We start from the raw sequence: 26,532 nt of genomic DNA on the forward strand, positions 1-26,532 counted from the left end.
ATGACCGAGCCACCGCCGAGCCGGAGCCTGGCCACCGAGGCCCGGCCACCGGCCGACACCGCACCGGACCTGACCGGCATCACCGTGTTCCGGGCCGGGGTGCGGATCCGGGACCGGATCACGGTGCCCGTGCACGGCCGGCCGTACCCGGTGTCGCCGGTGTCCGCCGGGTTCGTCGTGCTGCGCGCCGACCGGCTCGCCACCGACCACCGGCTCGCCGCCGACGCGCTGCGCCTGGGGCGGCCGGTGGTGCTGGTCGGTCCGGCGACCGGGCCCGCCGCCGCGCTGGCCCGGGCCACCGACAGCCACTGGTCCAGCACCGCGCCGCCGGAGGAGGTGCACTTCCTCACCCCGCGCGGGTTCGTCGCCGACCGGGCCGCGGCGATCCGCCGACGGCAGGCCGAGCGCCCCGAGGCGGACCTGCCGCCGCAGCGGGTCGCCGCGCTGGGGGTCGGCCCCCGGCCGTACGGCACGACCGCGGCGCTGCGCACCGCGCTGGACCGGGCGCGGGCGGTGGTCGGCACCGACTGGACCTTCGACACCACCCTGCCGGCGGCAGGCCTGCGACTGCCGACCGGGGTGAGCCGGCACGTGGTGCCCTACGACATCACCGACTACGACCGGACCATCCGGGGCTTCGACACGGCGCTGACCGCGCTGCAACGGGCCGGGGTGGACGAGGTGGCGCTGCTCATCGAGGGCAACCCGGACACCCTGGACGTGCTGGACGGGGTGGGGCTGACCCACCGCACCCTGGACCTGGTGCCGGGCGTGCCGGTCGCGGTGGCCGCCGCCGGGGAGGTCACCGCCCGGCTGCGCCCGCAGCCGTTCGGCTCCGGGCTGGCGTACCTGTCCGGGCTGCCCGGACGGCACGGACAGAGCCAGCGGCAACTGCTCGCCGAACTCTCCCGCTACCTGGCCGGTGGGCTGTCCTGCGTGCTGGTCGAGATGACCCTCAGCGACCTGGCGTCGGCCGTCGAGGCGGTCCGCCGGGCGCCGGTGCCGAAGACCGTGGTGGTGCTGGCCGACTACTCGTCGCCGTCGGCGCGGATCCGGGTGGCGCACGCCCGCTCGCCGGAGGACGTCCGGGCCGTCATCGCCCGGGGCCGCGGGGTGCTGAGCACCGTGCTGGTCTTCGACGACCCCGCCGGGGACCTGGCGAGAGCGCTGCGGTGAACGCCACGGTGGGCGAGGTGGTCGCGCTGCTGGAACAGCGGCACCCCGTCGACCTCGCCGACCCGGCCGACCGGGTCGGCCTGCTGGTGGGACGGGCGGCGAGCCCCGTCGGGCGGGTGCTGCTGGCCGTCGACGCGGTTGCCGCGACGGTACGCCAGGCCCGGGCCGACGGCGCCGACCTGCTCGTCACCCACCGCCCGCCGACGCCGGCGACGATCGCCCGGGCCGAGGCGGCCGGTCTGGCGCTGTACACCGCGCACAGCAACGCGGCGGTGGCCCGGCCCGGGGTGTCCGACGCGCTCGCCACCCTGGTCGGGCTCGGCCCGACCGAGCCGCTGCTGCCGGTGCCCCGCCGCCGGGACGTGCTGGTGGCGTTCGTGCCGGTGGCCGAGGTGCAGCGGGTGGTCGACGCGGCGGCGGCCGCCGGGGCCGGGGTGATCGGCGACTACCACCGGTGCGCCTGGTGGACCACCGGCACCGGCACCTTCGTCCCCGCGCCGGGCGCACGGCCGACCGCCGGGGCGGTGGGCGAGGTCAGCCTCGCCGCCGAGGCGCGGGTCGAGATGACGTTGCCGCGCAGCCGCCGCCCGGAGGTCGTGGCGGCGGTCCGCGCAGCGCACCCGTACGAGGAGCCCGCCTGCTACCTCTTCGAGCTTGCGGAGTTGCCCGACGGGCACGGGTACGGGCGGGTCGGCGAGCTGCCCCGGGCGCTGTCGGCCGGCGAGCTGGCCGGCCGGCTGGGCGGGGTCGTCCGGCTGGCCGGCGACACCGGGCGTCCGGTGCGGACCGTGGCGGTGTGCGCCGGCGCGGGTGGCCGGTTCGCGGCGGCCGCCGCCGCCCGGGGCGTCGACGCGTACCTCTCCGGTGATCTCGCCGCCGTCGACGGCCCGCCGGTGCTGCTCGACGGGGGCGGCTGGGCCACCGTCCGGCCGTGGCTGGCGGAGCTGGCCAGGACCGTCGCGGCGGCGTTCCGCCGGCGCCTGCCGGTACGGGTCTCGGCGCTGGACACCGACCGGTGGTCGCTGCTGCGGCCCGACCCGACAGCCACCGGCCCGGATCCGCTCGACGGGGGCGGGCCGGTGGCTGCCGAGGGGGCCCGGCCGATCGGGGAGGCGTCGTGCTGACCGTCGGCCTGGTGCAGCAGGGAGCCTGGGACACGCCCCTGGAGTCGATGCCGCTCGCCGCCGGGTACCTGCGGGCCACGCTGGCCGGCGACCCGGACCTGCGCGGCGAGGTGGACGTGCGGATCCACAACTTCCGGGGCGGCGTGCCGCTGATCCGGATGGCCGCCACCCTCTTCGCCGGGCCGCCCCCGGACGTGCTGGCCTGCTCGGTGCTCGGCTGGAACTACCGCAGCTTCGGGGCGCTGGCCGAGACGTACAAGCAGTTGCGCCCGGACGGGTGCGTGGTCTTCGGCGGCAACCACGTCGCCCACCAGGGTCACCGGGTGCTGCGCGAGCATCCGGCCGTGGACGTGGTGGTCGACGGCGAGGGCGAGGTGACCTTCCGGGAGCTGGTCCGGGTGCTGCTGGAGCAGGCGTACCCGGAGGGCCTGTCCCGGGTGGCCGGGCTGACCTACCGCGGGCCGGACGGGGCGGCGATCAGCACCCCGGACCGGGAGCGCCTCACCGACCTCGACGTCATCCCCTCGCCGTTCCTGACCGGCGCGCTACCGATGACCGACGGCGCCGGGCGGTTCCGCTACGACGTGGCGCTGATGGAGACCAACCGGGGCTGCCCGTACAAGTGCGCGTTCTGTTACTGGGGTGGCGCGGTCGGGCAGCGGGTCCGGTCCTTCTCCCGGGAGCGGCTCGCCGCCGAACTGGACTGCTTCGGCTTCCACCAGGTGCCCACGGTGGTGCTCTGCGACGCCAACTTCGGCCTGCTCGCCGCCGACGAGGAGTTCGTCGAGGACCTGATCCGCACCCGGGAGCGGCGCGGCTACCCGCGGGCGGTGGAGACCTCCTGGGCCAAGAACAAGTCCGACCGGTTCCACCGGATCGTGCGGGAGCTGCGCCGGCACGACCTCCAGAGTTCGTTCACGCTGGCCCTGCAGAGCCTCTCCGACGCGGCGCTGACCGGCATGCGGCGGCGCAACATGCGGGTCAACGAGTGGGAGAACCTGGCGGACTGGCTGGTCCAGGAGGGCCTGGACTGTTACGCCGAGCTGATCTGGGGTGCGCCCGGCGAGACCGTGCAGAGCTTCCTGGCCGGGTACGACCGGCTCGCCACCCGGGTCAGCCGGATCGCCGTCTATCCCATGCTGCTGCTGCCCAACACCACGTACGCCGCGCAGCGCGAGCGGTACGGCCTGCTCACCGTGCGGGGCGAGCGGGACGACTTCGAGTACGTGCTGGCCACCGACGGGGCCGACCTCGGCGCCCACCTGGCCATGCAGCGGTTCATCTACTTCGCCCGGCTGCTCGGCGAGCACCAGTTCCTGCGCCACGTCTGGGCGCCGGCCCGGCTGCTGGCCGGGGTCCGCCAGTCGGAGCTGATCCGTTCCCTGGCCGCGTGGTGGGAGGCGGTCGACGATGCGGAGGTGCGGGCGTTCCTGCGGGACGTCCCCACGGTCGCGGAGTCGGCGGCCGTCTCCGCCGGGCTGCGCCGGCTGTACGCCACGCCGGCGCTGGAGCGGGCCGTCGGGGACTGGTGGTCGGCCACGGTGGTGCCGCGCTTCCCGCCCGCCTGGCGGGCGTTCGCCGCCGAGCTGTACGAGTTCGACCGGCTCAGCCGCCCCCGCTACGTGCTGCCCGGCGAGCCGCCGCCGGCCGGCTGGACGGTGCGGTCCACCGGGGACGGACCGGGGTACGTCAGCGCGCCGGTGGCCTTCGGCCACGACGTGCCGGCCGTCCTCGCCGCCCTGCACCGCGGCGACGTCGGGCCGCCCGCCCCGCGCCGCACGGTGCTGCGGTTCGAGGCGGCCGTCGGCTTCCACGCCCAGTGCGACAACCACGAGACGGCGACGCACTTCGTCGCCCGTCCCCGGGTCCTGCCCGAGCGTGGACCGGATGGCGGTCGCCCCGTCCCCCACACCACCACCGCCGGCCCCGGCTGACCCCGCCCCACGCCCCGCCGTTCCGGACCTTGCCGCGCCGCGCCGCGCCGCGCCCAAGATTGTGCTCGATCCGGGATGTAGTGGCGTGCCGGGCGGCCGGAGGCCACTACATCCCGGATCGAGCGCGGTCGGGGTCAACCGGTGGTGTCGGGGTCGAGCCAGACCCGGGTGAGGTCGACCCGGTGCAGGTGCGGCAGGAGGCGCAGGTTGCGGACCCGGGGCGAGCGCCCGGAGAGCGGGACGACGGCCGCCGCGACCAGCGGCACCACCGGCAGGTCGCGCAGCACGGCGACGTCGACCCGGTGCCGGAGTTCGGCGGCCCGGGCGGGATCCGGTTCGGCCCGGACCGCGGCCAGCAGCCGGGCGACCCTGGTGGAGCGGTAACCGCCGTAGTTGCGCCCACCCGCCACGTCGTCGGCGATCAGCGAGCGCAGCTCCCGGTCGGGGTCGGCGCACCGGTCCGGCGTCCAGCCGCAGAGCGCCACGTCCCACCGCCCGGCGCGGCCGTGCGTCGGGTCGAGGAGCAGGTCGTGCAGGTCGCCGTCGCGGTGCGCGGTGAGCCGCGCCGCGATGCCGACCGCCGCGAGGTTGGCGGCGAGGATCTCGGCGGCCTCCCGCCGGCGGGGCTCGTCCGGCACCAGCAGGTGCAGCGCGGGCCGGGCGTCGGGGCCCAGCTCGGCCAGCGCCGCCCGGGCCGCCTCCGGGTCGCCCCGGTGGTACGGGGTGGGCCAGGGATCGTACGGCCGGTGGCCGGGTGTCCCGGGTGGCAGCAGTCCGTGCTGGAGGCGGGACGGCACGCCCGGCACGGCGAGCGCCTCGGCCACGGCCAACCGGTCCACGGCGAGCGCCACGGCCCGGCGTACGGCCCGGTGGCGGGGTCCGGCGGGTCGGGCCGGCCCGCGCAGGTTGAACACCAGGTAGGCGTCGAGAGCCCAGCCCACGGGCGGCACCGGCAGCGCCGCCGCCGCGCCGCCCGCCCAGCTCAGGTCGACCGGTTCCGGGCCCCGGCCGGCGGCCCGGACCTCGTCGGCGGTGGCGTCACCGCGCGCCTCGATCCGATCGACGAACCGGGCGCGCAGCGGGTCGGTCTGCGGATCCCAGGCCGGGTTGTGGACCAGGCGCACCACACCGCCGTCGGTCCGCCCCACCGGCCGGAACGGGCCGGTGGAGCGGGGTACGGCGGCGCCGGGCAGCCAGGCGTCGTACTCGGCGGGGACCGGTGCGAGGCCGGTGCCGGCGAGCAGCCGGACGAGGTCGTCGACCGGCCGGCGCAGCCGCAGGTGCAGGGTGTGCGCGTCGACGGCCCGCGCCCCGGGAAGGTCGTGCCGGGCGGCGAACTCCGCGTACCCGGCCGCGGTGGGTCGGGTACGCGCGAACGCGCGTCGGGCGGCGGCGTGGTAGTCGGCCAGGCCGAGGAGCACGTCGGCGAGCGGGGCGAGCGCGGCGGACCGCGCGGCGGGGCCGGCGAGGCGCTTCAGGGCGCGGACCACGTCGGCGGCGGTCACCGGGCGGGGCGGGTCGGTGTCCCAGTGGACGTCGGCGCGGAGTCGGACGGTCCACTGCCGGCCGTCGGCGGTCACCGTGCCGCCGGCCCGGGTGGGCAGTTCGGCGGCGAGGTCGGGCACGGGCCGGGCGCGGCGGTCGGCGTACGGCGGGTCGGTCGTCGCCGGGTAGGCGAAGAGCTGCCGGCTGGTGGCCCAGAGCAGTTGGCGGGTGGCGGTGCCGTTGGCGGTGGCCGGATCGAGCGCCTCGATCCGCTCGGTGGTGAGCAGGCGAAGGGTGCCGCCGTACGCCGGCTCGGCGACCCGGTGCGGGCCCGCCGGCCCCGGGTGGTGGGCCTGCTCCACGAGGGACATCGGGCCGGCTCCTCCCCTGTCCACCGGTCGGGTACCGACGACCCACCGAGATTCCACTTGAACAAGATATAGCGAAATACCGATCGATGCGAGCCGGGCGCGCGCGGCGGCCCTGGCGCAGCGTGGCGGACACATCGCTGTGCGATGATCCCTGTTACTATCCTTTCGTCAACAGCCGCGTCACGGCGGCGCCCACCGGAGCTTCCCCGCTCCCCGTCGGGCGCGCGCCCGACGGGGCCGTCCTGCGCACCGACCGGAAGGACGACCGTGGGTTCGAGCGCCGAGCTGGCCATCGAGACGAGTCAACTCACCAAGACGTTCGGCAGCACCCGTGCCGTCGACGGCGTCGACCTGGCCGTCGAGACCGGCACCGTCTTCGGGTTCCTCGGGCCCAACGGCGCCGGCAAGACCACCACCATCCGGATCCTGTCCACCCTGACCCGGCCCGACTCCGGGACGGCACAGGTCTTCGGGCTCGACGTGGTCCGGCAGGCGGAGGCGGTGCGCGCACGCATCGGCCTCACCGGTCAGTACGCCTCGATCGACGAGGACCTCACCGGCCGGGAGAACCTGGTCCTGCTCGGCCGGCTGCTCGGGCATCCGTGGCCGCGCGCCCGGTCCCGCGCCGACGAGCTGCTGGCCGCGTTCGACCTCACCGAGGCGGCGGCCCGGTCGGTCAAGACCTACTCGGGGGGCATGCGTCGCCGCCTGGACATCGCGGCCAGCGTGATCGTGACCCCCGACCTGCTCTTCCTCGACGAGCCGACCACCGGGCTGGACCCGGCCAGCCGCAACCAGGTCTGGCAGGTGGTCCGCGCCCTGGTCGAGGCCGGCACCACCGTGCTGCTGACCACCCAGTACCTGCACGAGGCGGACGTCCTGGCCAACCGGATGGCGGTCATCGACCAGGGCCGGGTGATCGCCCAGGGCACGCCGGAGGAGCTGAAGTCCTCGGTGGGCGCCGCGACGTTCCAGGTCCGGCTGCGCGACGTCGAGCAGCGGGCCGAGGCCGACCGGCTGATCAGTTCGGTGCTCGCCGCCGCCACCCATCCGGGCGGCGACCCGGCGACCCTGACGGTGTCGGTGACCGACCCGGACCGCGCCTCGCGGGCGCTGGCCGAACTGGCCGCCGCCGGCATCCCGGTCGCCGACTTCTCCCTCGGCCAACCCAGCCTGGACGAGGTGTTCCTGGCCCTCACCGGCCACCGTGCGGAGGCCGAGGGCACCACCAAGGAGGAGGTCGCATGAACCCGACCCGAACGGTGGAGACGGCACCGTCGACCGGCGACGGGCCGGTCGGCACGGCCCTGCTCTCCCGGGACCGGCCGGCCCGCCCCGGCCCGCTGGCAGCTTCCCTCGCCTTCGCCTGGCGGGCGCTGGTGCGGGTGCGACGCAACCCCCAGCAGCTCTTCGACGCGGTGGGCTTCCCGGTGATGACCACGCTGGTCTTCACCTACCTGTTCGGCGGCGCGCTGGCCGGGTCCACCCGGGAGTACCTCCAGCACCTGCTGCCCGGCATCGTGGTGCTCTCGGTGGTGATGATCAGCATGAACACCGGCGTGGCGCTCAACGTGGACATCACCAAGGGCGTCTTCGACCGCTTCCGGTCGATGTCGATCTGGCAGCCGTCGGTGCTGGTCGGCTCCCTCCTCGGCGACCTGGTGCGGTACGCCGTCGCGGCCACCGTGACCGTCCTGGTGGGGCTGGCGCTGGGCTTCCGCCCGGCCAACGGTGTCGGCGGTGTCCTCGTCGGCATCCTGCTGGTGGTGATCTTCGCGTTCAGCCTGGCGTGGGTCTGGACGGCGCTCGGCCTGGCCGCGGCGAAGCCCGAGATTGTGATGAACGTCAGCGGCCTGGCGGTCTTCCCGCTGCTGTTCCTCAGCAACATCTTCGTCGGCCCGGACACCATGCCCGGCTGGCTCCAGGCCGCGGTCGGGGTCAACCCGATCACCCGCGCGGTGACCGCGGTGCGACACGCCATGGACGGCACGTTGACCGCCGGCGACCTGACCGCGTACGCCATCACCTGCGCGGTGCTCATCCTGGTCTTCGGCGGGATCACGGGGGTGCTCTACAACCGGCGACGCCAGGCCTGACGTCGCCACCCGGTCCGGCCGGGCCCCGGCCGGCGGTTCCGAGGAGGTTGACGTGTCCTCATCCATCACCGAGTCCGACCGGCCACTCCCCGACGCCGCCGATCCCACCGGGGAGCGGGCCCTGCTCGTCGCGTTCCTCGGTGACCTGCGGGGCCGGGCGGTGCTGGACGTCGGCTGCGGCGATCCGGCTCTGACGGCGCACGTCCTGCGCAGCGGGGCGCACAGCTACGCCGGCGTCGCGCCGGACGAGGAGCGGGCCGACGCCGTGCGGCGCCTGCTCGACCCGGGCGTGGGGCACGTCCAGGTCCGTGACCTCAACCGCTGGTCCGGGCGCGACGACTCACCCCGGGTGGACGTGGTGCTCTCCCGGTACGCGCTGCACCAGGTCCGCAACCTGCCGCGACTGCTGGCCGCCGTGCAGCACGACCTGGTGCCCGGCGGTCGGCTGGTCTTCTCGGTGCCGCACCCGATGGCCACCGCGGTGGTCGGCAGCGCCCACGGGCGCGGCTGGCTGCGCACCGCCGACTACTTCCGGGAGGGCGAGCGGCCGGCGACCGACGCGCTGCCGGGCCCGCCGCCGGTGCACCGCACCCTGGAGACCTACCTGCGCGAGTTGCGGCTGTGCGGACTGCGGCTCGACGAGTTCAGCGAGGGCCTGGCCGGCATGGACCACTCGGCCGGGCCGTGCGGACCCGGCGACGGTCCGCGCTGGGCGGTGTTCCGCTGCGTACGCACCTGAGTGGGCGGGCCGCCCGGCCGGTGTCGGCCGGGCGGCCCGGTCCGGTCAGGACATCGCCTCGGTCAGCTTGATCATCGAGTCGACCGCGTGGTCGATCTCCTCCCGGTTGTTGTAGAGGTGCGGGGCCAGCCGGATGGCGAAGCGCTCGGTGTCCGAGCCCTGGACGGGGAAGAACGTGAACCGCAGGTTCACCCCGTACTCGTCCTCCATCCGCTGCTCGAACTCCACGAACCGGTTCATGTCCAGTGCGTGCTCCGGGTTGCGGAACGGCTGGAAGGCCACCATGCCGCAGTGCAGCCGCTCGTCGTGCAGCGGGCTGAACAGCGCCGACTCACCCCAGTGCTCGGCGACCCGGTGCTTGAGGTGGCGGCTCAGCCCGTGCACGTACCGCTGGATGTTCTCCTGGCCGATGGTCTGGAAGATCTCGCAGGCCGCCTGGAGCGCGGGGCCCCGGGACAGGTCGGCCGAGCCGGTCTTCTGCACGAAGGTGCCGATGTCGTACGTCGGCTCCCGGGTGGTGGTGCGGGGCGGCAACTCGCCCTCGATCGGGTACCAGAGCGAGATGACGGGCCAGAACGTCGGCAGCGGCAACGGGTTGTGCTCCGGCAGCACCTTGTTGCGGGCGTAGAGGATGCCGGTGCCCATCGGCCCGCACTGGTACTTCGAGCCGGAGCCGCTGAGGAAGTCCACCCCCAGCTCGTGCAGGTTCAGCGCGAACTGCCCCGGCAGGTGGGCGCCGTCCACCACGCTGATCAGGCCGTGCCGCTGGGCCAGCTCGGCGAGCGCCCGGGTGGGCATGGTGGTGCCGACCGTGAAGGTCACCGCGGCCCACTGGATGACCCGGGTACGCGGCGTGATCGCCGCCTCGAACATCTCCACGATCTCCTCGGCGGACTGGTCCGGGCCGAGCTTCGGGGTGAGCTTGCGGACCACCACGCCGCGCCGGTTGTGCAGCAGGTTCAGTGGCGCCTGCATGGTGTAGCACTCGTGGGTGGTGGTGATGACCTCGTCACCCTCGCCGAGGTCGAGCCCGTTGAGGATCCGGGAGTTGCCGTCGGTGGCGCCCTGGACGATCGCGATCTCGTCGGGGTCGCAGCCGTAGGCGGCCGCCAGCACCGCCCTCGGCTCGTTCATCGTGGTCGGCGGGTACGGGTCGCGGGGCCGGCGGGCGAAGTCGTAGTCGGCCACCTTGAGCAGGTCCAGCACCCGCTTCGGCGCGGACCCGATGGTGCCCACGTTGAGGTGGGTCAGCGTGGGGTCGATGGTGAACAGGTCACGGACCTGACGCCAGGTCTGCTCGTCCTCCAGCGGCCCCCGGGGCACCTCCGGGAAGCGGCTGCCCGCCGCGCCGACCGCCGCCGCCGCCCGGCTCGCCTCCGCCTCGGTGCGCTGGCGCGCCAGCACCGCGGCGATCGACTCGTTTGTCGCGCTGGTCTCCTGGGTCACGGGAATCCTCCGTCGTCGAGCCGGACGGCGACCACCGAGTCCGCTACGCGTTTCGATAGTCGCCGAGGAATGCCGTCGGGTCGACAGGCAGCCGGAACGCCTGCTGCGCGCTGGCTACCGCACCCGACACGGGCGGCCGGGAGACTCCCGAATCGCACCGTCGATTTACTATCGTATAGCCAATACATCGATGGACGCCTAGACTCGGGGACGGCCCGCTCCCCGACGCCGCCGTCCCGGCAGATGGAGGTCGACAGTCATGACCGATACCGCCCAGCCTCTCGCCGCCACGGAAACCGGGCTCTCCCCCGACCGGGACGACCCGCGCTACGGGGGCGTCCTGCGCCTCGTCGGACCGGGCGGGGTCGACCACATCGACACCGCCAGCGCCTACTACGCCACCTCGGCGCAGATCCTGCGGGCGCTGTCCCGCCAGCTGTTCGCGTACCCCGCCACGGACGACCTCTCCGCGCCGGAGCTGTCGTTCACCCCGGTACCGGACCTCGCCGCCGAGACGCCCACCGTCGACAACGGCGGGATCAGCGCCGACCGCCGCACCGTGACGGTCCGGCTGCGCCCCGGCGTGCTCTGGGACTCCACCCCGCCACGCGAGGTGACCGCGCACGACGTGGTGCGCGCGTTCAAGCGGCTGCCGAACCCGGTCGCCGGGGCCGGCGCGCTGCCCTACTTCACCAGCACCATCGTCGGGTTCCGGGAATACTGCGCGGCGTACCGCGAGGCGTTCACCGACGCCGAGGTCACGGCGCGGGCGCTGGCCGACTTCCAGAACGGGCACGACATCGCCGGCCTGCGCGTCGTCGACGACCACACCCTCCAGTTCCACCTCGTCCGGCCGGCCAACGACTTCCTCAACGTGCTGGCCACCGGCTTCACCTCGCCCGCGCCGGTGGAGTACGACGCCTACCTGCCGGACAGCATGGAGTTCCGCCGCAACACCCGCTCCTGCGCGCCGTACCGGCTGACCCACTACGCCGACCGGGGCATGGAGATCCGGATGGAGCGCAACCCGGTCTGGCGCAAGGAGAGCGACCCGATCCGCAACCAGTACGTCGACGGCATCCACATCACCGTCGCCTCGGACGTGCCGGTGCCCGAGATGGAGCGCCGGATGGACGCCGGCGAGGTGGACCTCGCCTGGTCGTACACGGCCGTGTCGTGGGACCGTCCCAAGCCCGGCCAGGACGCCGCGCCGCGCACCTACCCCGGCTTCGCGCTCAACCCGTACCTGGTGTTCAACCTGCGCAGCCCCAACCAGAACCGGGCCACCTCGAACCTGAAGGTGCGCCAGGCCATCGCGTACGCCGTGGACAAGGTCGCCATCGGTGAGATCCTCGACGCTCTGGACGCGCCGAACGAGCCGCTCGGCTCGGTCATCCCCCGGGGCAGCGTCGGACACCGCGAGGACTTCGACCCGTACGCCACCCCGGGCAGCCGCGGCGACCGCGAGCGCGCCCGGCAACTGCTGGTCGAGGCCGGGTACGGCGACGGCCTCACCCTGATCGCCGCGGTCCGCCAGATCGGCATCCACCGCAAGGTGATGGACGTGGTCGCGGCGAACCTCGCGGAGATCGGCATCACCCTGGACTGGCGCTTCTTCAGCCAGGCCGAGTACTACGGCTCCGCGCTGTCCGACCCGGAGGCGGGCCGCCGCGGCGACTGGGACATCGCCGAGCCCGGGTTCACCCCCGACTGGTTCGGCAACAACGGCCGGGTGATCGTGCAGCCGCTCTTCCAGAGCAACGACGTGCCGGGCACCACGAACTACGGCGGCTACCACAACCCGGAGGTCGACGCGCTGATCGAGCGGGCGCTCGAGGAGCCCGACGAGCGGCGGGCCGAGGAGCTGTGGCACGAGATCGACGTACGCATCATGCAGGACCTGCCCGTCGTGCCGATCCTGTCGTTCGCGGCCATGACGTCCCGGTACTACGGCAAGCGGGTCCGCAACGCGGTGCACGTGCCGCAGATCGAGTTCTTCGACATCACCAACCTCTGGCTGGAACCCACCCAGTGAGCTGACCGCGCCGCGTCCCGGCCGGGCCGTCACACCGGCCGGGACCCGTCGGCCCGACGGCCCGAACGCCGCGACGCCGTGTTCTACACTGGACCGCGCTCCGGTGCCGGGTGGTCGGTCGTCGCACCAGAACCGACCGGCGCCGCAGTCAGTCGGGGGAGGCGCATGGAGAGCGGGCCGCTGGGCGACAGCCGGATCCTGGAGCCGGACGGGGACACCGACCGGCTGCGGGCCTGGAAGGGCCAGATCGACAAGCTCGCCGCCGACACGAAGGTGATGGGCGAACGCCTGCAGGAGCTGCGGGTGACCGAGCGCGACCGCGACGGCCTGGCCGAGGTCACCGTGGACTCGACCGGCGCGCTGCGTGACCTGCGGCTGAGCCGGCAGATCCAGCAGCGGACGCCCGACGAGGTGGCGCAGGCCGTGATGGCGACCGTCCGGCAGGCCCGCGCCCAACTGGCCGAGCGGTCCCAGCAGATCGTCGCCGAGACGGTGGGTACGCAGTCCCCGGCGGCCCGGGCGCTGGCCGAGCGGGTGCACCGTGGGCTCGCCCCCGCCGAGCAGCCCGACTCCCCCGAACCGGGCCGGTACGACGGCAGCGGCTGGCAGGGGGACGCGTGACCGACGCCTCGCTCGTCGCCGACGTCCACTCCACCCGCGAGGTGTGGACCGGCTCCTCGCTCGCCGACGGCGTCGAAGGGCTGGTCGACGCGATCCGCAGCGAGGGCTGGGTCGACGACGCGCTCGCCGGGGCGTCGCTGGCGCTCGACGTCACCGCCACCGTGCTCGACCCGTTCAGCGCGCTGCTGGCCAACGGCCTCGGCTGGGCGATGGAATACTTCGAGCCGCTGCGCGAGATGCTCGACTGGCTGGCCGGCATGCCCGACGTGGTGGCCTCGCACGCCGCGACCTGGGACAACATGGCCGGTCACCTGCAACGGATGGCGACCGACCTGCAGGCGCACCTGGCCGGCGACACGCCGGACTGGAAGGGGCACGCGGCCGAGGCGTACCAGTCGCTGATGAAGAACAACGTGGTGGCGCTGGCCGGCCTGGGCGGGGCGTCGGCCGCGATGGCCGCCGCCACCCAGGCCGCCGGCAACCTGGTCACCTTCACCCGGGACCTGGTCCGGGACCTGATCGCCGACCTGGTCGCGCGGGTGATCGTCTGGGCGGTCGAGGCCATCTTCGTGGTCACCATCCCGGTGATCGCCGCGCAGATCACCGCGGCCGTGCTGAAGTGGGCGGGCCGGATCCTGATGTACACCACCGGGCTCGTCACCAGCCTGACCAACCTCTCCAAGCTCATCAACGGCTGACCGGAGCGATCGTGGCGAGACCGAGAGGACCGCACGGCGGCGGGGGCGACGGCGGGCACCCCACCGGTGGGCACCCCGGCGAGGGGCATCACGGTGAGGGCGGCGAGGCGGGTGAGGGCGGCGTACCCCGCCAGCGGGGCGGCCAGCACGGGGCGCCGACCAGCGTCAACGGGATCCACCAGTCCGTCGCCGAGGCCGGCGCGGCGGGCCGGCCGGGCGGCGCAGGCTCCCCCGCCGGGCGTACCGGCGGGCCGGAGTCGGAGGCCGGCGGCCCGCCGCGCCCGCAGAACGATCCCGACCTGGACCTGAACGACCCGCGGACGCTGGCGGAGATCACCCGGGCGCGCAACGCGGTGGCCGACCGGCTGCAGCAGATGGCCGACGACGCGTGGGACCACGTCGACACCAACCGGGACGCCATCTTCCAGCAGCCGGGCTACCAGCGCATGCGCGAGGACCTGGTGGACCGCTACGGCGAGGCGGGCGCGGACCGGGTCATGGAATCGATGGTGCTGGGCACGGAGGCGCACAGCCATCTCGCCAACGCGGTCACCACCGGGGCGTCCGGCATGCTCGACCCGTCGACCGGTTTCCGGCTGCGCAGCGAGGTCAACTTCGACGCGCAGGGGGTGGAGGTGTCGGCCGCGCCGCAGGACGGCTTCCGGCCGGACGTCATCCTCGAACGGCAGGCCACCAACCGGGTCACCGACCAGCTCGACTGGGAGGTCGCGCACGCCTACGACCTCAAGACCGGCCTGAAGACCGGCATCGAGCCCTCCTGGTCGCGGAAGGTCACCGAGGCGCTCGGCCTGCCGAACCCGCCGGAGGAGCTGCGGCCGACCCAACGACCGCGCGAATAGACTGGCCCGTCCCGGTTCCGACACGGCGAGAGGTGCCCATGTCCTCTGCGGAGAAGGCGCGGCGGTGGCGGCAGATCCTGTCCGGCCTGCGCGACGAGCTACCGGGCGAGTGGGCGCTGCGCGGCACCGGTCTCGGCACGCTGCTGGTCCGCGAGCCGGTGCAGTGGGCGCTGGCCTGGATCGGCTACACGGGCTCCCCGTCGCGGCCGGCCGGCTGGGCGCTGGCCGGCGTGCAGCCGCTCGTGCTGCCCTTCCCCGAGCTGGTGCTGACCCACGGTGTCCGGATGGACGAGGCGGCGTCCGGGCCGGCCACCGTGGACCTGCTGTCCGACACCGCGGCCGCCGACGTCCGGGGGTTCGTCCTCGACACCGGCCTGCCGAAGATCGACGATTGGCCACCGGACCGGCTCGCCGAGGTCGCCGAGCGGGACTTCGCCCAGCGGCCGCCGAAGCGCTACACGTTCTGGCACGAGCTGCCCGGGTGGCGGGTGGTCACCGACGCCGGGTCGCCGACGGATCCGGCGACGCAGCTCGCCGAGCTGTGGCGCGAGCGGGCCCGGACGGCGTCGGCGAAGGCCGCCGCACCGCTGACCGCCCACGCCGAGTTCTACGACCGGCTACGACAGGCGTGGGACGGGGGCGGACGCGGGGCGGCGCTGGAGTTCCTGACCGGGCAGCGGGACGAGGGGCTGGCCGCGCGCAAGCTGGACCGCGTCGAGGCGGCGTAGCCGGGCAGGGCCGAGGTGCCCTGGCCGGACGCGGCGGGGTCCCGGCGCCCTGACCGGACGCGGCGGGGTCCAGGTCGCCGGCCGGACCAGCCCGCGTCGACGACCTCGGGCCGGCTCCCGTCGCCCGGTACCGGCGACGGGTTCAGAGGCCCAGCCGGTCGGCCAGCGGCGCCAACGCCGGCGGCACCCGCAGCTCGGCCGGGCCGCCGTCGGTCCCGGGCAGGACCCGGACCGGGTGGAAGACGCGGTCGTGCCACCAGAAGATCCGGTCGGTGCAGCGGTCGTCGGCGGCGTCGAACATCGACCGGGTCACCCGGTCGAACGCCACGGCGGTGTCCCGCAGGTCGGCACCGACCTGGTGCAGCAGCACCGCGCTGTAGCGGGGCGCGGCGACCAGCGCGCCGTACTCGCCGGCCTCCGGCAGGAACCGCGGCACCGACATCAGCGCGGTCGTCACGTAGGGGTTGCCGTCGGCGGCGAGCAGCCGGACCGATCCGCCGGCGGGCAGCTCGTGGTCGCGTACGTCGAGGGTCGCCAACTCGTGCTGCACGGTCTGCCGCACGGCGAGGCGGACCAGCTCGTCGGGCTCGCGCCCCAGCTGTTCGGCCTGGGTGAGGGTGAGCAGGTCGAGCCGGCCGGGCCGGTCGACCACGACGGCCGCGGTGAAGTGGTCGCCGAACGGCAGCGCGAGGAAGCCGCTGGACTCCGCGTCGGCGCCCGGGGTCAGCCGCAGCCGGAGCCGGTCGAGCGGGATCGGGCCGGCCTCGTCGGCGGCGACGCTCGGCGGCAACTGGCCGCGCAGGTCGGCGAGCCAGTCGGCCAGCAGGTGCGGCCAGATCTGACGCGGCTCGTCGCGGCAGCGACGCAGCAGCGGCGCCAGCGAGACCCGGGCCCGGCCGTCGGGCAGCGGCACGAGGATCTCGTCCTCGTCCGGCGCGACCCGCGCGCCGGGCAGCTGCGCCGGCAGGGCCTCCTCGACCAGCGCACGGAGATCAGTCATCAGGTCCATGTTCTGCGCCGCCACCGTGCATTCATACCATCGGCGGGCACGCCCGGTGGGCGTGCAGTGCCCCGGCCGGGGCCGGCTACCGTGGCCACGGCGCGGGACGGCCCGGGCCGGTGGACCGGGGAGGGTGGCATGCGTCTGCACGTGGGGTGCGCGATGTGGACGCACCGGTCCTGGCAGGGGCGCTTCCTGCCGCACCCGCTGCCGACCCACGAGCGGCTGCGCGCCTACGCCGGCTGGTGCACGGCGGTCGAGGGGAACACCACCTTCTACGCCACGCCCGTCCGGGACACGGTGCAGTCGTGGGCGCGGCAGACCGGGCCGGAGTTCCGGTTCGTACCGAAGCTGCCCCGGGCGGTCACCCACGACCGGCGGCTGACCGGGGCGGATGAGGAGCTACGGGCGTTCCTGCACGCGATCGAGCCGCTGGGCCCCCGGGCGCACGCGCTCTGGGTCCAGGTGCCGGGCTCGTTCGGCCCCACCGACGTACCCGCGCTGGCCCGCTTCCTGCGCGGGCTGCCCACCGCCCACCGGTACGCCGTGGAGGTCCGCCATCCGGCGTTCTTCACCGACCCCCGCGAGGCGCGGACGCTGGAGGAGGCCCTGGCCGCGGTCGGGGCGGAGTGGATTCCCTTCGACACCACCGCGTTCTTCCGCACCCCGCCGACCAGCGACGCCGAGCGGGAGGCGTGGACCCGCAAGCCGCGCACGCCGCTGCGCACCCGCGCCCTGACCGACCGTCCGATCGTCCGCTACCTGGGCCGCGACGACCCGGCGCGGACCGTCGAGGGCTGGCAGAGGTGGCTCGACGTGGTGACCGACTGGCTGCGCGAGGGCCGCTCGCCGACCTTCTTCGTGCACACCCCCGACAACGCCGACGCGCCGGAGCTGGCCCGCCGGTTCCACGACGCGGTCCGGGCCCGGCTGCCGCAGCTCGCCCCGCTGCCCGAGCCGGAGCCGGTGGGGCCGTCGACGCTGTTCTGAGCGGCCCCACCGGTGACCGGCGCGGCGCGGGGCGGCACGACGGCGGTTCCGGCCGCCCGGACCCTTCCGTTCGGTACGCGGGCGGACTACGGTCGCTGTCACACCACCCGACGGGGCAGTGCGCCGCCGTGGCAGCGGGAGGAGTCGCCGTCATGACGATCCACCACATCAGCGTCGGTCACGGCCCGCACCGGGTGCTGGCCCTGCACGGCTGGTTCGGCTCGGCCCAGGGCTGGGGCGCGCTGCCGGAGCTGATCGACACCGAACGGTTCAGCTGGGCCTTCCTGGACTACCGGGGCTACGGCGCGCGGCAGGACGAGACCGGCGAGTACAGCATCGCCGAGATCTCCCGGGACGCGCTCGAGCTGGCCGACTCCCTCGACTGGGACACCTTCTCGGTGGTCGGGCACTCGATGGGCGGCAGCGCCGCGCAGCGGGTGCTCGCCGACGCCCCGCAGCGGGTGCGGCGGCTGGTCGGCATCAGTCCGGTGCCGGCCGGCGGGGTCCCCTTCGACCTGCAGAGCTGGGCGCTCTTCGACGGCGCGGCGGCCGAGCCGGGCAACCGGCGGGCCATCATCGACCTGACCACTGGCAACCGCCTCTCCGGGCACTGGCTGGACGAGATGGTGCGGTTCTCGCTGGCCCACTCGACCCGGGAGGCGTTCGGGGCGTACCTGACCGCATGGGCACGCACGGACTTCACCGACGAGGTGAAGGGCAACACGGTGCCGGCGCTCGCCGTGGTCGGCGAGCACGATCCGGCGCTGGGCGCCGACACGATGCGCGAGACCTGGCTGCGGCACTACCCCGAGGCCCGGCTGGAGGTGCTCGCCAACGCCGGGCACTACGCCATGTACGAGACGCCGGTCCGGTTGGTCACGGTGGTCGAGGAGTTCCTCGGCCGGTGAGCGTCGACCCGACGCCGCTGGTCGATCCGCGCAGCTACGTCGACGGCGTCCCGTACGAGCTGCTCGCCGCGCTGCGGGCGCAGGCCGCGGTGGTGCGGGTGGCGGAGCCGCCGTTGCTCGGGCTGCCGGCCGGGCCGGGTTTCTGGCTGGTGCTCCGGCACGCCGAGGTGACCGACGTGCTGCGCCGGCCCGGGCTCTTCTCGTCGTGGCGGGGCGGCACCCAGATCCGGGACCCGGCCACCGCCGAGGATCTCGGGTATGTGCGGCAGATGATGCTCAACCGGGATCCGCCGGAGCACGGCCGGTTGCGCCGCCCGGTCGCCCGGGCGTTCACCCCCCGGGCGGTGGCGACGCTGGAGGAGTCGATCCGGGCGAACGCGGTGGCGCTGGTCGAGCGGGTGCTGGGCGATGCGGACGAGGGCAGCTTCGACTTCGTCCGGGATCTCGCCGCCGACCTGCCGTTGCTCACTCTCGCCGACGTGCTCGGCGTGCCGGAGGCCGACCGCTGGCTGCTCTACGACTGGTCGAACCGGGTGATCGGCTTCCAGGACCCGGAGCACGCGACGTCGGCGGCGTTCGACCCGCGGGCCGGCACGGCCATGGCGCGCGAGGCGCTGCGGCACCGGCCGACACCGGCCGCCGACGGCCGGCTGCCCGACCCGCGCACCCGGGCCGGGATGGCGGACCTGTACGCGTACGCCCACCTGCTGGCCGCGGCGAAGCGCCGCGAGCCGGGCGCGGACGTGATGTCCGTGCTGCTGGCCGAGCGGGGCGACGAGCGGCTGTCGGTGACCGAGTTCGAGAACATGTTCTGGCTGTTCGCCGTGGCCGGCAACGAGACGGTCCGCAACGCCCTGCCCGGCGCCCTGATCGCCCTTCTGGAGCACCCGGCGGAACTGGCCCGGCTGCGCCGTGACCCGGGCCTGTTCGACACCGCGGTCGACGAGCTGCTGCGCTGGTGGACGCCGGTGATGGTGTTCCGGCGGACCGCCACGGCGGACACCACGGTCGGCGGGGTGCCGGTGCGGGCCGGGGAGAAGGTGGTGGTCTCGTTCGCCTCGGCCAACCGCGACGAGCGGGTCTTCGTCGATCCGGACCGGCTGGATCTCGGCCGCCACCCGAACCCGCACCTGGGCTTCGGGCACGGCCCGCACTTCTGTCTGGGCGCGCAGCTGGCCCGCTGCCAGCTGCGGGCGCTGCTCGCGGCGCTGCTGTCCCGGACCACCGAGCTGGGGTACGCCGGCCGGCCCACGTATCTGCGGTCGAACTTCCAGCGCGGGGTGAAGCGGCTGCCGGTGCGCTGGCGTCGACGCCGACCCTCGACCTAGGTAGAGTTCCGGCTCTCCCCTATGTAGAGTTACGGCCATGGGGGTTAAGATCACCGTACCCGTGGCCAGGGTTCTCGCCGCGCTGCTCGCCGAGCCGGACGGCGAGCACTACGGCCTGAGACTCATGCAGCAGACCGGGCTGGCCAGCGGCACGCTCTACCCGGTCCTGACCAGACTCCAGCACGCCGGCTGGGCAACCGCCCGGTGGGAGGACCTCGATCCGGTCGAGGCGGGCCGCCCGGCCCGGCGCTACTACCAACTGACCGCCGAGGGCGTGACCTCGGCGACCGCCGTCCTGGCCGAGCTGCGCGCCGGCACCACGGTCACCCGGTCCACCGCGGCGTCGACCCGGGCGAGGCCGGCGTGGTGAGGCCGGCGGCGGCCACCACCCGGTGGTTGCTGCGCCGCGCGGCCCTGCGCTGGCCGGCCGATCGCCGGGCCGAGCTGGAGCGGGAGTGGTCCGCCGAGGTGGCGGTCCTCGCCGGGGACGGGAGCATCGGTCCCCTGCTGCGCCAGTGGCGGATGGTCACCTTCGCCGGCAGTCTGGCGGTCAGCCCCGGCGAGGGCCGGTACGGCCGGTTCGGGGTCCGTCGGGCCGCGGTGGTGGTCGCCGCGCTCTCGGCGTACCTGCTCGGCCTCAGCCTGCTGCAGCACAGCTGGTACGGGGTGTACAGCGCCCAGGCCGAGGGCGATCGGCCGGTGATCGACGACGCCGGCCTGGCCGCCCGCCTGGTGGTGGGCACCGTCGCCCTCGCCCCCGTGCTGATGGCGGCGGCGGCCGGATGGCTGGTCGGCCGCCGGTCCGGCCCGGCGGTCCGCCCCCGATCGCTCGGTCTGTGCCTGGTCGCGGTGGTGGCCGCGTGGGTGGGTGTCGGCTTCCTGCTCGACCACGTCACCGGCAGCGTCGCCGTACCCACCATGGGCTACGCCTTCGGCCGGCAGCCCTACGGCATGGTGACGAGCTGGGTGGTCTGGCTGGTCGGCTTCATCGCCGTCGGCGGCTGGCTCTCCCGGGCCGGCCGGCACCGGTTGGTCCACGGCCTGCTCGCCACCGTGCTGGTCAGCGCGGTCGCGGTGACGGCTGCGACGTTCGCGCAGTTCGACGCCGGCACGGCCCCACGGGCCGAGGCGTGGAAGTGGTTCCCGCAGTGGCTGGTGCCGGCGAACCCGTTCGAGACCTCCCCGGACGAGGGGGCGCTCAGCTTCCACTCGGCCCGGGCCGTGATCTTCTTCGTCAGCTCCTACCCGCACGTCCTGCTCGCCGTCACCGCCTTCGGGGCGGCGTACCTGCTCGCCACCCGGCGGCGGGCCACCACGCCCGCCGCCGCGCTGCCGGCCTGAACGGGGGTGGGCGGACGTCGTCGGCGTCCGCCCACCGGTCGGCGCGCGGTCACCGGTCGAGCCGGCGGGCGGAGCGCACCGCCGGACCCGCCGGCCGGCCGACCCGGGCCACGTGCAGCAGCCGGTGCGGCGCCACGTCCAGCAGGGTGCCCAGCGCCGCGCGGGTGGCGGGCGCGTCGATCAGCTGGCTGAGCGGGTGCGCGGCCAGCCCGGCCGCGTGCAGCGTCAACCAGATGCGCATCAGCGCGCGGCCCAGCTCGACCTGCGTCGCGTCGTCCGCCTCCGCCGGGCCGATCAGCACGATCACGTCGCCGCCGAGGGCAAGCGGGTCGCCGGCCGCCGACGCCAGCAGCCGGGGCAGCCCGGCCCGGCGCAGCACCGGGTAGGCCGCCAGCGCGGCGCGCAGCCCGGCCGCCTCGCCCCGGGACAGGCCCAGGCACCTGTCGGTGAGCCCGTCGGCGCGATAGCGGGAGTGACCCCGGCTGAGCCGCAGCCAGGACCGCAGCTCGCCGACGACCGCCGGGTCCGCGTACTGGTGCCGGTCCGCCGTGGCCAGCAGCCGCCGCAGCCCGCCGGCGGGCGGCAGCGTCCGCGCGGTGCCGCCGGCCGCGCGGGCGACGGCGTCGACCGCGACGATGGCCTCCGCCGGCAGCCCGGCGGAGAACCGACCCCGGTGGGTACGCCGGAGGAGCACCTGCTCGGTGGTGAACGGGCTGTGGTAGCCGTGCCGGGCGGGGCGCAGCCAGCCGACCCGGCGCTCACCCGGGTAGTGGTCCGCGACGAACTCCACCGGCAGCCCGACGTCGGCCGACACGACCAGGCAGGTCTCGACGAACGCGCCCAGCGACAGCCGCAGGTCCCGTCCGGTGGGGTCGGCCGCCGGCAGGGTGTCGGCCGGGTCCCAGCCGACCCGGATGGCGTCGGCGCGGTAGTCGAGCCGCCAGGGTTGGGTGTTGTGCGCGCTCGGGGCCCGCCAGCAGAGCGGTTCCAGCGCGCGGAACGCGGTGAGGTCCATCTAGAGCGCCTTCTCGTAGAACGTGTAGCCGTGCAGCGGCCGGCCACCGAGTGCCCGGTACTGGGCCGCCGACGCCGGGTTGTCCCGCCCGACGTAGGTGCTGCGCAGCGTGGTGTAGCCGCCGGCGTGCAGGTTGCGGCGCAGCTCGGCGGAGAGGATCCGCTGGTAGCCGCGCCCCTGGTACGCCGGCAGCACCCCCTTGACGACCAGCACCGCCTCCCGCCGGTAGCGCCGGCGGGTGGCCAGCAGCCGGAGCTGGTTGACCGGGTGCAGGTCACCGCGGACCCGGACCAGGAACTCGCTGATGTCGGGCAGGCAGAGCACGAACCCGACCGGCCGGCCGGCCCGGGTCAGGTACAGCAGCAGCGACTCGTCCAGCAGGTACGCCAGCCCGTCGGTCTGCCGGCGCAGCTGCGCCGCGGAGATCTCGGTGTAGTAGCCGAGCTGGGCGAAGGAGGCGTTGAGCAGCTCTCGCAGCAGGTCGAGCTGCGCGTCGAGGCGCTTCAGGTCGCCCCGGTGCACGCGCAGCTCGGCCCCGTCGGTGTCGATCCGGGTCGCCGGGCCGTCCCCGGGGCCGGTGACCGGGCAGATCCAGGTGTCGGACTCGAAGCGGCGGCGGAAACCCGCCGACTCGTATGCGGTGACGTACCGGGGCGGGTTCCAGGCGCTGTCCACGAAGCCCCGGTCGGCGTGGCCGGAGGTGATCACGCCGCCGGCCTGGTTGGGCAGCAGCGCCACCGGCCCGAAGAGCAGCTCCCGGTCGGCGGCGGCGTGCGCGGTGAGCGCCGCGAACAGCGGCTCGGCGGCCGGGCCGGTGAACTCGGTCAGCCCGAAGAGCTGGCAGCGGCGGCCGAGTCTGGCGTCGAGGGCGGCAGACGTGTGCAGCGTGGTCCGGCCGACCACGGTGCCGCCGCCGTCGCGCAGCACGTACATCGGCACGCCGTCGCGCCACCAGCGCCGTACCTGCTGGCGCGGGGGCGGCACGAAGCGCGGCTCGCCCGCGTACACCCGGTCGGTGAGGTCGAGGAAGTCCCGCAGGCCGCGCCGGTCGACGACCCGCTCGAAGCGGCGTCCGGCGCTCACCACCGCACCGCCGGTCCGGTCGTCTCCCCGCCCAGCGGGGTGAAGGTCGGGATGTGCGCCATCTCGCGGGACTCGGCGCGCCACCGGCCGTTGGTGTAGCCGTCGGGCTCGGCGGCGAAGAGCCGGATCCAGCCGGCGGTGGCCTGCCGGTCGCCGTCGGTCACCCAGGTCATCAGCCGCCGGTGGTGCCGGGAGCGGGCGAAGCGCAGCATCGCGTCGCGGTCGGCGAAGAAGGCGATGGTGCCGAGGGTGAACGGGTACTGCCAGTACACGGTGTGCCAGCGGTAGCCGGGCATCCGCCGCAGGTCGCGCAGCATCCGCCGCCAGCGCGGCAGCAGCCGCAGGACCGCCAGCGGGCTGCGGTAGCGGGTCGCCCCGATGAACATGGCGTCGGCGCGGGCCGCCGCGGGGGCGCGGGAGAAGTCACGGGTACGCATCACTCACCCACCAGGTAGACGTTCTTGATCTTCTGCGGGCCGGCGAACGGGCCGGTGCCCGGCTCGTGCGCCTCGACGCGCAGGTCACCGGCGGTCGGGTCCTCGGTCAGCGACTGCGCGAAGTCGCGGGAGACCGCCGCGAGGTGCCGCCGCACCCCGTCCCGGCAGGCGGCCACCAGGGCGGCGCGGTCCGGTCCGGACAGCGGGCGGCGCAGTTCGAGGTGGATCACCGGCCGGGTCTCCAGCGCGGCGTCCTCGACCAGGGTCAGGCAGAACCGGGCGATCTGGGCGGCGTACGGGTTGCCGGTGTAGAGCCCGTACTCGACGTCCTGCGGGTAGAGGTTCGCGCCGAGGTAGGACACGGTCGAGTCGCGCCGGCCGAAGAGCAGCAGCACCGGCAGGGTCATCCGTTCCTGTTCCAGCGCCGCCCGGCAGTCCGCCCACCGGTCGGGGTCGGCGCGCAGCAGGTCGAGCAGCCGGTGGTAGCCGACCAGCAGCGCCTCGTCGCCGACGTTGTAGCGCAGCCGGGGCTGGAGCACGTCGGTGCTGGTGACGGTGCAGAGCAGCTCCCGCCGCTGGTTGGTCTCCAGCCAGGTGGCCAGCGGGTTGTACTGGAACACCATCGGCAGCCGCTGCTCGTCCGGGCCGAGCAGCGCGGCCCGCAGCGACGCGTCGGTCCGCAGCCGGCGGCGCAACCAGACGGTGAACCGGTTCTCCGCGCCGATGCCGATGGTCAGGTCGGACGCCCCGTACGCCGAGCGCACCCGCAGGAACCGCTCCTCCAGGTAGCCGCGCAGCGCCTCGGTCATCCCCTCTCCCCCGCAGCTCGCCGAGATGCGGTAGCGCGCCCAGGGGAAGCCGTCGGCGTCGAGCCGGTCGCGCAGGTGCTTGAGGAACGGCGGGTACGCCGTCACCAGGTAGTCGAAGTCGGGGCCGAACTCGCGCAGGGTGTCCACGATCTTGCCGAGGTCCGGCCCGGTGTTCTTCACCACCGCGATCCGGGCCATCGCGGCCCCGGTCGTCGTCCCGGTCGCCCACGCGCCCATCGAGTACGCGTTGATCACGAACGGCCGGCGCATCGGGAAGACCAGGCTGGTGTAGCCGGCGACGTCGTGGTGCACGGCACGCAGCTCCCGGCTGCCGCGCGGCCAGTTGAACGGCCGGCCCGAGGAGCCGGCCGACTCGTCGACCACCACGCCGTGCGTCGGCAGCCGCCCCGACCAGCACCGCCGGGCGGTGGAGTGGGCGACGACGTAGCTGTCCTTGTCGGTCTCCGGGAAGTCGGCCAACCGCCGCCGGCCCCGCTGCACGGTCGCGCCGAGGTGGTCCCGGTACGCGGGGACGTCCAGCGCGGCGAGCGCGCACACGGTGCGGGCGTTCGCCGCCGCGAACCGGTCCAGCGCCGGGTGGTAGTGACGGGCCAGCCAGCGCCAGCCCGCCGGCCGGCGCAGCGCCACCCGCAGCGGCGCCCCGACCAGCCGGGTGACCAGCCGGAGGCGGGCCCGCCGCCAGCGCTCGCCGGCGCCGAGGTCGGGCGCGGTACGGGTGGACGGGTGAGCGGGTCGCGGCAACGTCTCGGCCATACCGACGATCCTCGGCGGGCCCGGCCGTAGGCACCTGAGCCGATGCGCGCAGCGGGGCTGAGTACCCGGGCCCAGGATCGACGCCGCCGGCACCCGCCCCGGACCGGCAGTGACCGGTATCGTGCCGGCGTGGACACACCGGTCGAGGAATCCTGGGCCCGGATCAGCGGCTGGCTGGCCCGGCACGCCCCGGTGACGGCGCAGGCGATCCGTCCGCCGGCCGGTGCCGCCGAGGTCCGCCGCACCGAAGCTGTGGTGGGCCGCCCCCTACCGGCCGACCTGCTGGCCTGGTGGCGGCTGACGGACGGCATCGCGGACGCCGACTACCGCGCCGGCTCCCCGATCCCCACCCATTACCTGCCGCTGTCCACCGTGGACGCGCGCCGCCGCTTCGCCGACCTCGCGCCGTTCGCCAACCCGGACTGCTGCGGCCCGGACGGCACCCACGCCACCACGGCCGGGGAGCGCCTGCGCGGTTTCTGCACCGCCACCGTGCCGATCTGCCGGGACCTGGCCGGCGACCTGCTCGTGGTCGACCTGCGCGACGGAGCGCGCCACGGCGGCGTCCTGTCCTGGACGGCCGAGGACGGCTGCCACCCGACCGGCTGGGCCGGTACGGCCGCGATGCTCGCCGACACCGCCCGCCGGCTCGACGACCCCACGCGCACCGAGATCGTCGACGGCGGCACGCTGCAGTGGCGCTGACCCGAAGGCCGGGCGGACAATCGCGCCCGGTCAGACGGTGCCGGACGTGCCGCGTCGCGGTGCCCGCACCCGGTCCGCGAGGCGGTAGCGTGGAGACCGGCTGCGGCCCGGGAGGTGCGATGACCGCACGTGACGCCGATCGGCACGGCGACGACGACTACGACCGGATCTACCTCGACAGTGCCGGCTCGGGCGGCCCGCCCTGGGACATCGGCCGTCCACAGCCGGCACTCGCCGCGGTGCTGGACGACCGGGTCCGGGGCCCGAAGGTGCTCGACATCGGCTGCGGCCCGGGGGACCTCGCGATCGCGCTGGGCCGCCGGGGGTACCAGGTGACCGCCGTCGACATCTCGTCGGTGGCGATCGACACGGCCCGCGCCCGGGCGACCCGCGCCGGCGTGTCGGTGCGCTTCGAGGTCGGGGACGCGACCCGGCTGTCATTGCCGGACGCGCCCTTCGACTCGGTCTTCGACTCCGGCCTGCTGCACATCCTGCACCGGGCCGGCGGTGGTCGGGCGGAGGCGTACCTGCGGCTGCTGCCGGGTCTCGCCGCGCCGGGCGCCAGCGTCTTCGTGCTCGCGGTGTCCCGGGCGGCCGGCGAGGGCTGGAGCCTGACCGAGGAGTTGCTACGGGCGGCGTTCGCCGCGCCGGACTGGGTGGACACCGACGTGACGGGGATCGACGTGACGGCCGAGGTGGGCGGGGAGGACCTGGCGCTGCCGGGCTTCCTGCTGCGCACGGTCCGCGCCCCGGCTCCGGCCTGAGCGGGGTGCGGCCTCCGGGCGAGGTGGCGATGAGTTTCGTGCCGGTGTCCGGTCTGCACTCCCGT

At 74.9% G+C, this 26,532-nt stretch carries 25 protein-coding genes; 18 read left to right on the top strand and 7 right to left on the bottom strand.

Annotated features, from left to right (window positions below):
* The 3 genes from GA0070611_RS10800 to GA0070611_RS10810 are packed head-to-tail and all read left to right on the top strand — an operon-like array spanning nucleotide 1 to nucleotide 4,234.
* Nucleotides 1–1,176 carry a hypothetical protein gene (locus tag GA0070611_RS10800; RefSeq protein ID WP_091661911.1) on the top strand — a complete coding sequence of 392 codons (1,176 nt, stop codon included), beginning with the start codon at nucleotides 1–3 and terminating at the stop codon, nucleotides 1,174–1,176.
* A complete protein-coding gene (locus tag GA0070611_RS10805; protein WP_091661914.1) occupies nucleotides 1,173–2,300 on the top strand; it encodes a Nif3-like dinuclear metal center hexameric protein in 1,128 nt (375 codons plus the stop codon). Before GA0070611_RS10800 ends, GA0070611_RS10805 begins: the two co-directional genes overlap by 4 nt.
* Entirely contained in the window at nucleotides 2,294–4,234 is a 1,941-nt protein-coding gene (locus GA0070611_RS10810) for a KedN5 family methylcobalamin-dependent radical SAM C-methyltransferase (RefSeq protein WP_157740295.1), read from the top strand. The genes GA0070611_RS10805 and GA0070611_RS10810 overlap by 7 nt, the downstream gene beginning before the upstream one ends.
* 134 nt (nucleotides 4,235–4,368) lie before the next feature.
* Here GA0070611_RS10810 and GA0070611_RS10815 read toward each other — a convergent pair whose 3' ends face one another.
* Nucleotides 4,369–6,090, bottom strand: a complete 1,722-nt coding sequence (locus GA0070611_RS10815; protein ID WP_157740296.1) for an ABC transporter substrate-binding protein — start codon at nucleotides 6,088–6,090, stop codon at nucleotides 4,369–4,371.
* A gap of 267 nt (nucleotides 6,091–6,357) precedes the next feature.
* On the opposite strand from GA0070611_RS10815, the gene GA0070611_RS10820 reads away from it, so the two are divergent.
* From GA0070611_RS10820 to GA0070611_RS10830, 3 genes are read left to right on the top strand one after another with little or no spacing between them, the layout of a single operon-like run.
* A complete protein-coding gene (locus tag GA0070611_RS10820; RefSeq protein ID WP_231921401.1) occupies nucleotides 6,358–7,338 on the top strand; it encodes an ATP-binding cassette domain-containing protein in 981 nt (326 codons plus the stop codon).
* The gene (locus GA0070611_RS10825) at nucleotides 7,335–8,186 is read left to right on the top strand and encodes an ABC transporter permease (protein ID WP_091661922.1); all 852 of its coding nucleotides are present in this window, start codon (nucleotides 7,335–7,337) and stop codon (nucleotides 8,184–8,186) included. The genes GA0070611_RS10820 and GA0070611_RS10825 overlap by 4 nt, the downstream gene beginning before the upstream one ends.
* A gap of 52 nt (nucleotides 8,187–8,238) precedes the next feature.
* Nucleotides 8,239–8,925: a class I SAM-dependent methyltransferase gene (locus tag GA0070611_RS10830; RefSeq protein ID WP_091661924.1), complete on the top strand. Its 687-nt coding sequence runs from the start codon at nucleotides 8,239–8,241 to the stop codon at nucleotides 8,923–8,925.
* Nucleotides 8,926–8,970: 45 nt separating this feature from the next.
* Here the strand turns inward: GA0070611_RS10830 and GA0070611_RS10835 are convergent, their stop codons facing one another.
* Nucleotides 8,971–10,371: an aminotransferase class V-fold PLP-dependent enzyme gene (locus GA0070611_RS10835; RefSeq protein WP_091661927.1), complete on the bottom strand. Its 1,401-nt coding sequence runs from the start codon at nucleotides 10,369–10,371 to the stop codon at nucleotides 8,971–8,973.
* Between the two features lie 259 nt (nucleotides 10,372–10,630).
* Here GA0070611_RS10835 and GA0070611_RS10840 point away from each other — a divergent pair, with 259 nt between their 5' ends.
* The 5 genes from GA0070611_RS10840 to GA0070611_RS10860 all read left to right on the top strand — a co-directional run bounded on the left by GA0070611_RS10840 (nucleotide 10,631) and on the right by GA0070611_RS10860 (nucleotide 15,313).
* Nucleotides 10,631–12,406, top strand: coding sequence for an ABC transporter substrate-binding protein (locus GA0070611_RS10840; RefSeq protein ID WP_091661931.1), 1,776 nt, complete (start codon nucleotides 10,631–10,633; stop codon nucleotides 12,404–12,406).
* Between the two features lie 165 nt (nucleotides 12,407–12,571).
* Complete coding sequence (locus GA0070611_RS10845) at nucleotides 12,572–13,027, top strand: YbaB/EbfC family nucleoid-associated protein (protein WP_091661936.1); 456 nt, start codon at nucleotides 12,572–12,574, stop codon at nucleotides 13,025–13,027.
* The gene (locus GA0070611_RS10850; protein WP_091661939.1) at nucleotides 13,024–13,725 is read left to right on the top strand and encodes a WXG100 family type VII secretion target; all 702 of its coding nucleotides are present in this window, start codon (nucleotides 13,024–13,026) and stop codon (nucleotides 13,723–13,725) included. Before GA0070611_RS10845 ends, GA0070611_RS10850 begins: the two co-directional genes overlap by 4 nt.
* Nucleotides 13,726–13,736: 11 nt before the next feature.
* On the top strand, nucleotides 13,737–14,585 hold the full coding sequence (locus tag GA0070611_RS10855) for a hypothetical protein (protein ID WP_091661942.1): 849 nt from the start codon (nucleotides 13,737–13,739) through the stop codon (nucleotides 14,583–14,585).
* Nucleotides 14,586–14,623: 38 nt separating this feature from the next.
* On the top strand, nucleotides 14,624–15,313 hold the full coding sequence (locus GA0070611_RS10860) for a hypothetical protein (protein WP_091661945.1): 690 nt from the start codon (nucleotides 14,624–14,626) through the stop codon (nucleotides 15,311–15,313).
* Between the two features lie 142 nt (nucleotides 15,314–15,455).
* On the opposite strand, the gene GA0070611_RS10865 is transcribed toward GA0070611_RS10860, so the two are convergent.
* On the bottom strand, nucleotides 15,456–16,313 hold the full coding sequence (locus GA0070611_RS10865) for a hypothetical protein (protein WP_157740297.1): 858 nt from the start codon (nucleotides 16,311–16,313) through the stop codon (nucleotides 15,456–15,458).
* A gap of 162 nt (nucleotides 16,314–16,475) precedes the next feature.
* Here GA0070611_RS10865 and GA0070611_RS10870 point away from each other — a divergent pair, with 162 nt between their 5' ends.
* From GA0070611_RS10870 to GA0070611_RS10890, 5 genes are all read left to right on the top strand, one after another.
* Entirely contained in the window at nucleotides 16,476–17,303 is an 828-nt protein-coding gene (locus GA0070611_RS10870; protein WP_197675981.1) for a DUF72 domain-containing protein, read from the top strand.
* Nucleotides 17,304–17,455: 152 nt separating this feature from the next.
* Nucleotides 17,456–18,211 (top strand): alpha/beta fold hydrolase, encoded by a 756-nt coding sequence (locus GA0070611_RS10875; protein WP_091661955.1) that lies wholly within the window; start codon nucleotides 17,456–17,458, stop codon nucleotides 18,209–18,211.
* Nucleotides 18,208–19,539, top strand: a complete 1,332-nt coding sequence (locus GA0070611_RS10880) for a cytochrome P450 (RefSeq protein ID WP_091661958.1) — start codon at nucleotides 18,208–18,210, stop codon at nucleotides 19,537–19,539. The genes GA0070611_RS10875 and GA0070611_RS10880 overlap by 4 nt, the downstream gene beginning before the upstream one ends.
* Before the next feature lie 37 nt (nucleotides 19,540–19,576).
* Nucleotides 19,577–19,909 (top strand): PadR family transcriptional regulator, encoded by a 333-nt coding sequence (locus GA0070611_RS10885; protein WP_091661961.1) that lies wholly within the window; start codon nucleotides 19,577–19,579, stop codon nucleotides 19,907–19,909.
* Entirely contained in the window at nucleotides 19,903–20,880 is a 978-nt protein-coding gene (locus GA0070611_RS10890) for a hypothetical protein (RefSeq protein ID WP_091661964.1), read from the top strand. Before GA0070611_RS10885 ends, GA0070611_RS10890 begins: the two co-directional genes overlap by 7 nt.
* A gap of 49 nt (nucleotides 20,881–20,929) precedes the next feature.
* On the opposite strand, the gene GA0070611_RS10895 is transcribed toward GA0070611_RS10890, so the two are convergent.
* Genes GA0070611_RS10895 through GA0070611_RS10910 form a run of 4 tightly spaced genes read right to left on the bottom strand, consistent with a single transcriptional unit; the run spans nucleotide 20,930 to nucleotide 24,998 of the window.
* The gene (locus GA0070611_RS10895) at nucleotides 20,930–21,895 is read right to left on the bottom strand and encodes a nitroreductase family protein (RefSeq protein WP_091661970.1); all 966 of its coding nucleotides are present in this window, start codon (nucleotides 21,893–21,895) and stop codon (nucleotides 20,930–20,932) included.
* Complete coding sequence (locus GA0070611_RS10900) at nucleotides 21,896–22,978, bottom strand: GNAT family N-acetyltransferase (protein WP_091672765.1); 1,083 nt, start codon at nucleotides 22,976–22,978, stop codon at nucleotides 21,896–21,898.
* On the bottom strand, nucleotides 22,975–23,415 hold the full coding sequence (locus tag GA0070611_RS10905) for a DUF4188 domain-containing protein (protein WP_091661972.1): 441 nt from the start codon (nucleotides 23,413–23,415) through the stop codon (nucleotides 22,975–22,977). The genes GA0070611_RS10900 and GA0070611_RS10905 overlap by 4 nt, the downstream gene beginning before the upstream one ends.
* Complete coding sequence (locus GA0070611_RS10910; protein ID WP_091661975.1) at nucleotides 23,415–24,998, bottom strand: phenylacetate--CoA ligase family protein; 1,584 nt, start codon at nucleotides 24,996–24,998, stop codon at nucleotides 23,415–23,417. The genes GA0070611_RS10905 and GA0070611_RS10910 overlap by 1 nt, the downstream gene beginning before the upstream one ends.
* Nucleotides 24,999–25,127: 129 nt before the next feature.
* Here GA0070611_RS10910 and GA0070611_RS10915 point away from each other — a divergent pair, with 129 nt between their 5' ends.
* Nucleotides 25,128–25,703 carry an SMI1/KNR4 family protein gene (locus GA0070611_RS10915; RefSeq protein ID WP_091661980.1) on the top strand — a complete coding sequence of 192 codons (576 nt, stop codon included), beginning with the start codon at nucleotides 25,128–25,130 and terminating at the stop codon, nucleotides 25,701–25,703.
* A 119-nt stretch (nucleotides 25,704–25,822) separates the two neighbouring features.
* Nucleotides 25,823–26,467: a class I SAM-dependent methyltransferase gene (locus tag GA0070611_RS10920; protein ID WP_091661984.1), complete on the top strand. Its 645-nt coding sequence runs from the start codon at nucleotides 25,823–25,825 to the stop codon at nucleotides 26,465–26,467.
* Nucleotides 26,468–26,532 lie beyond the last annotated feature (65 nt).

The sequence above is a fragment of the Micromonospora auratinigra genome (assembly GCF_900089595.1).
GTDB lineage: Bacteria > Actinomycetota > Actinomycetes > Mycobacteriales > Micromonosporaceae > Micromonospora > Micromonospora auratinigra.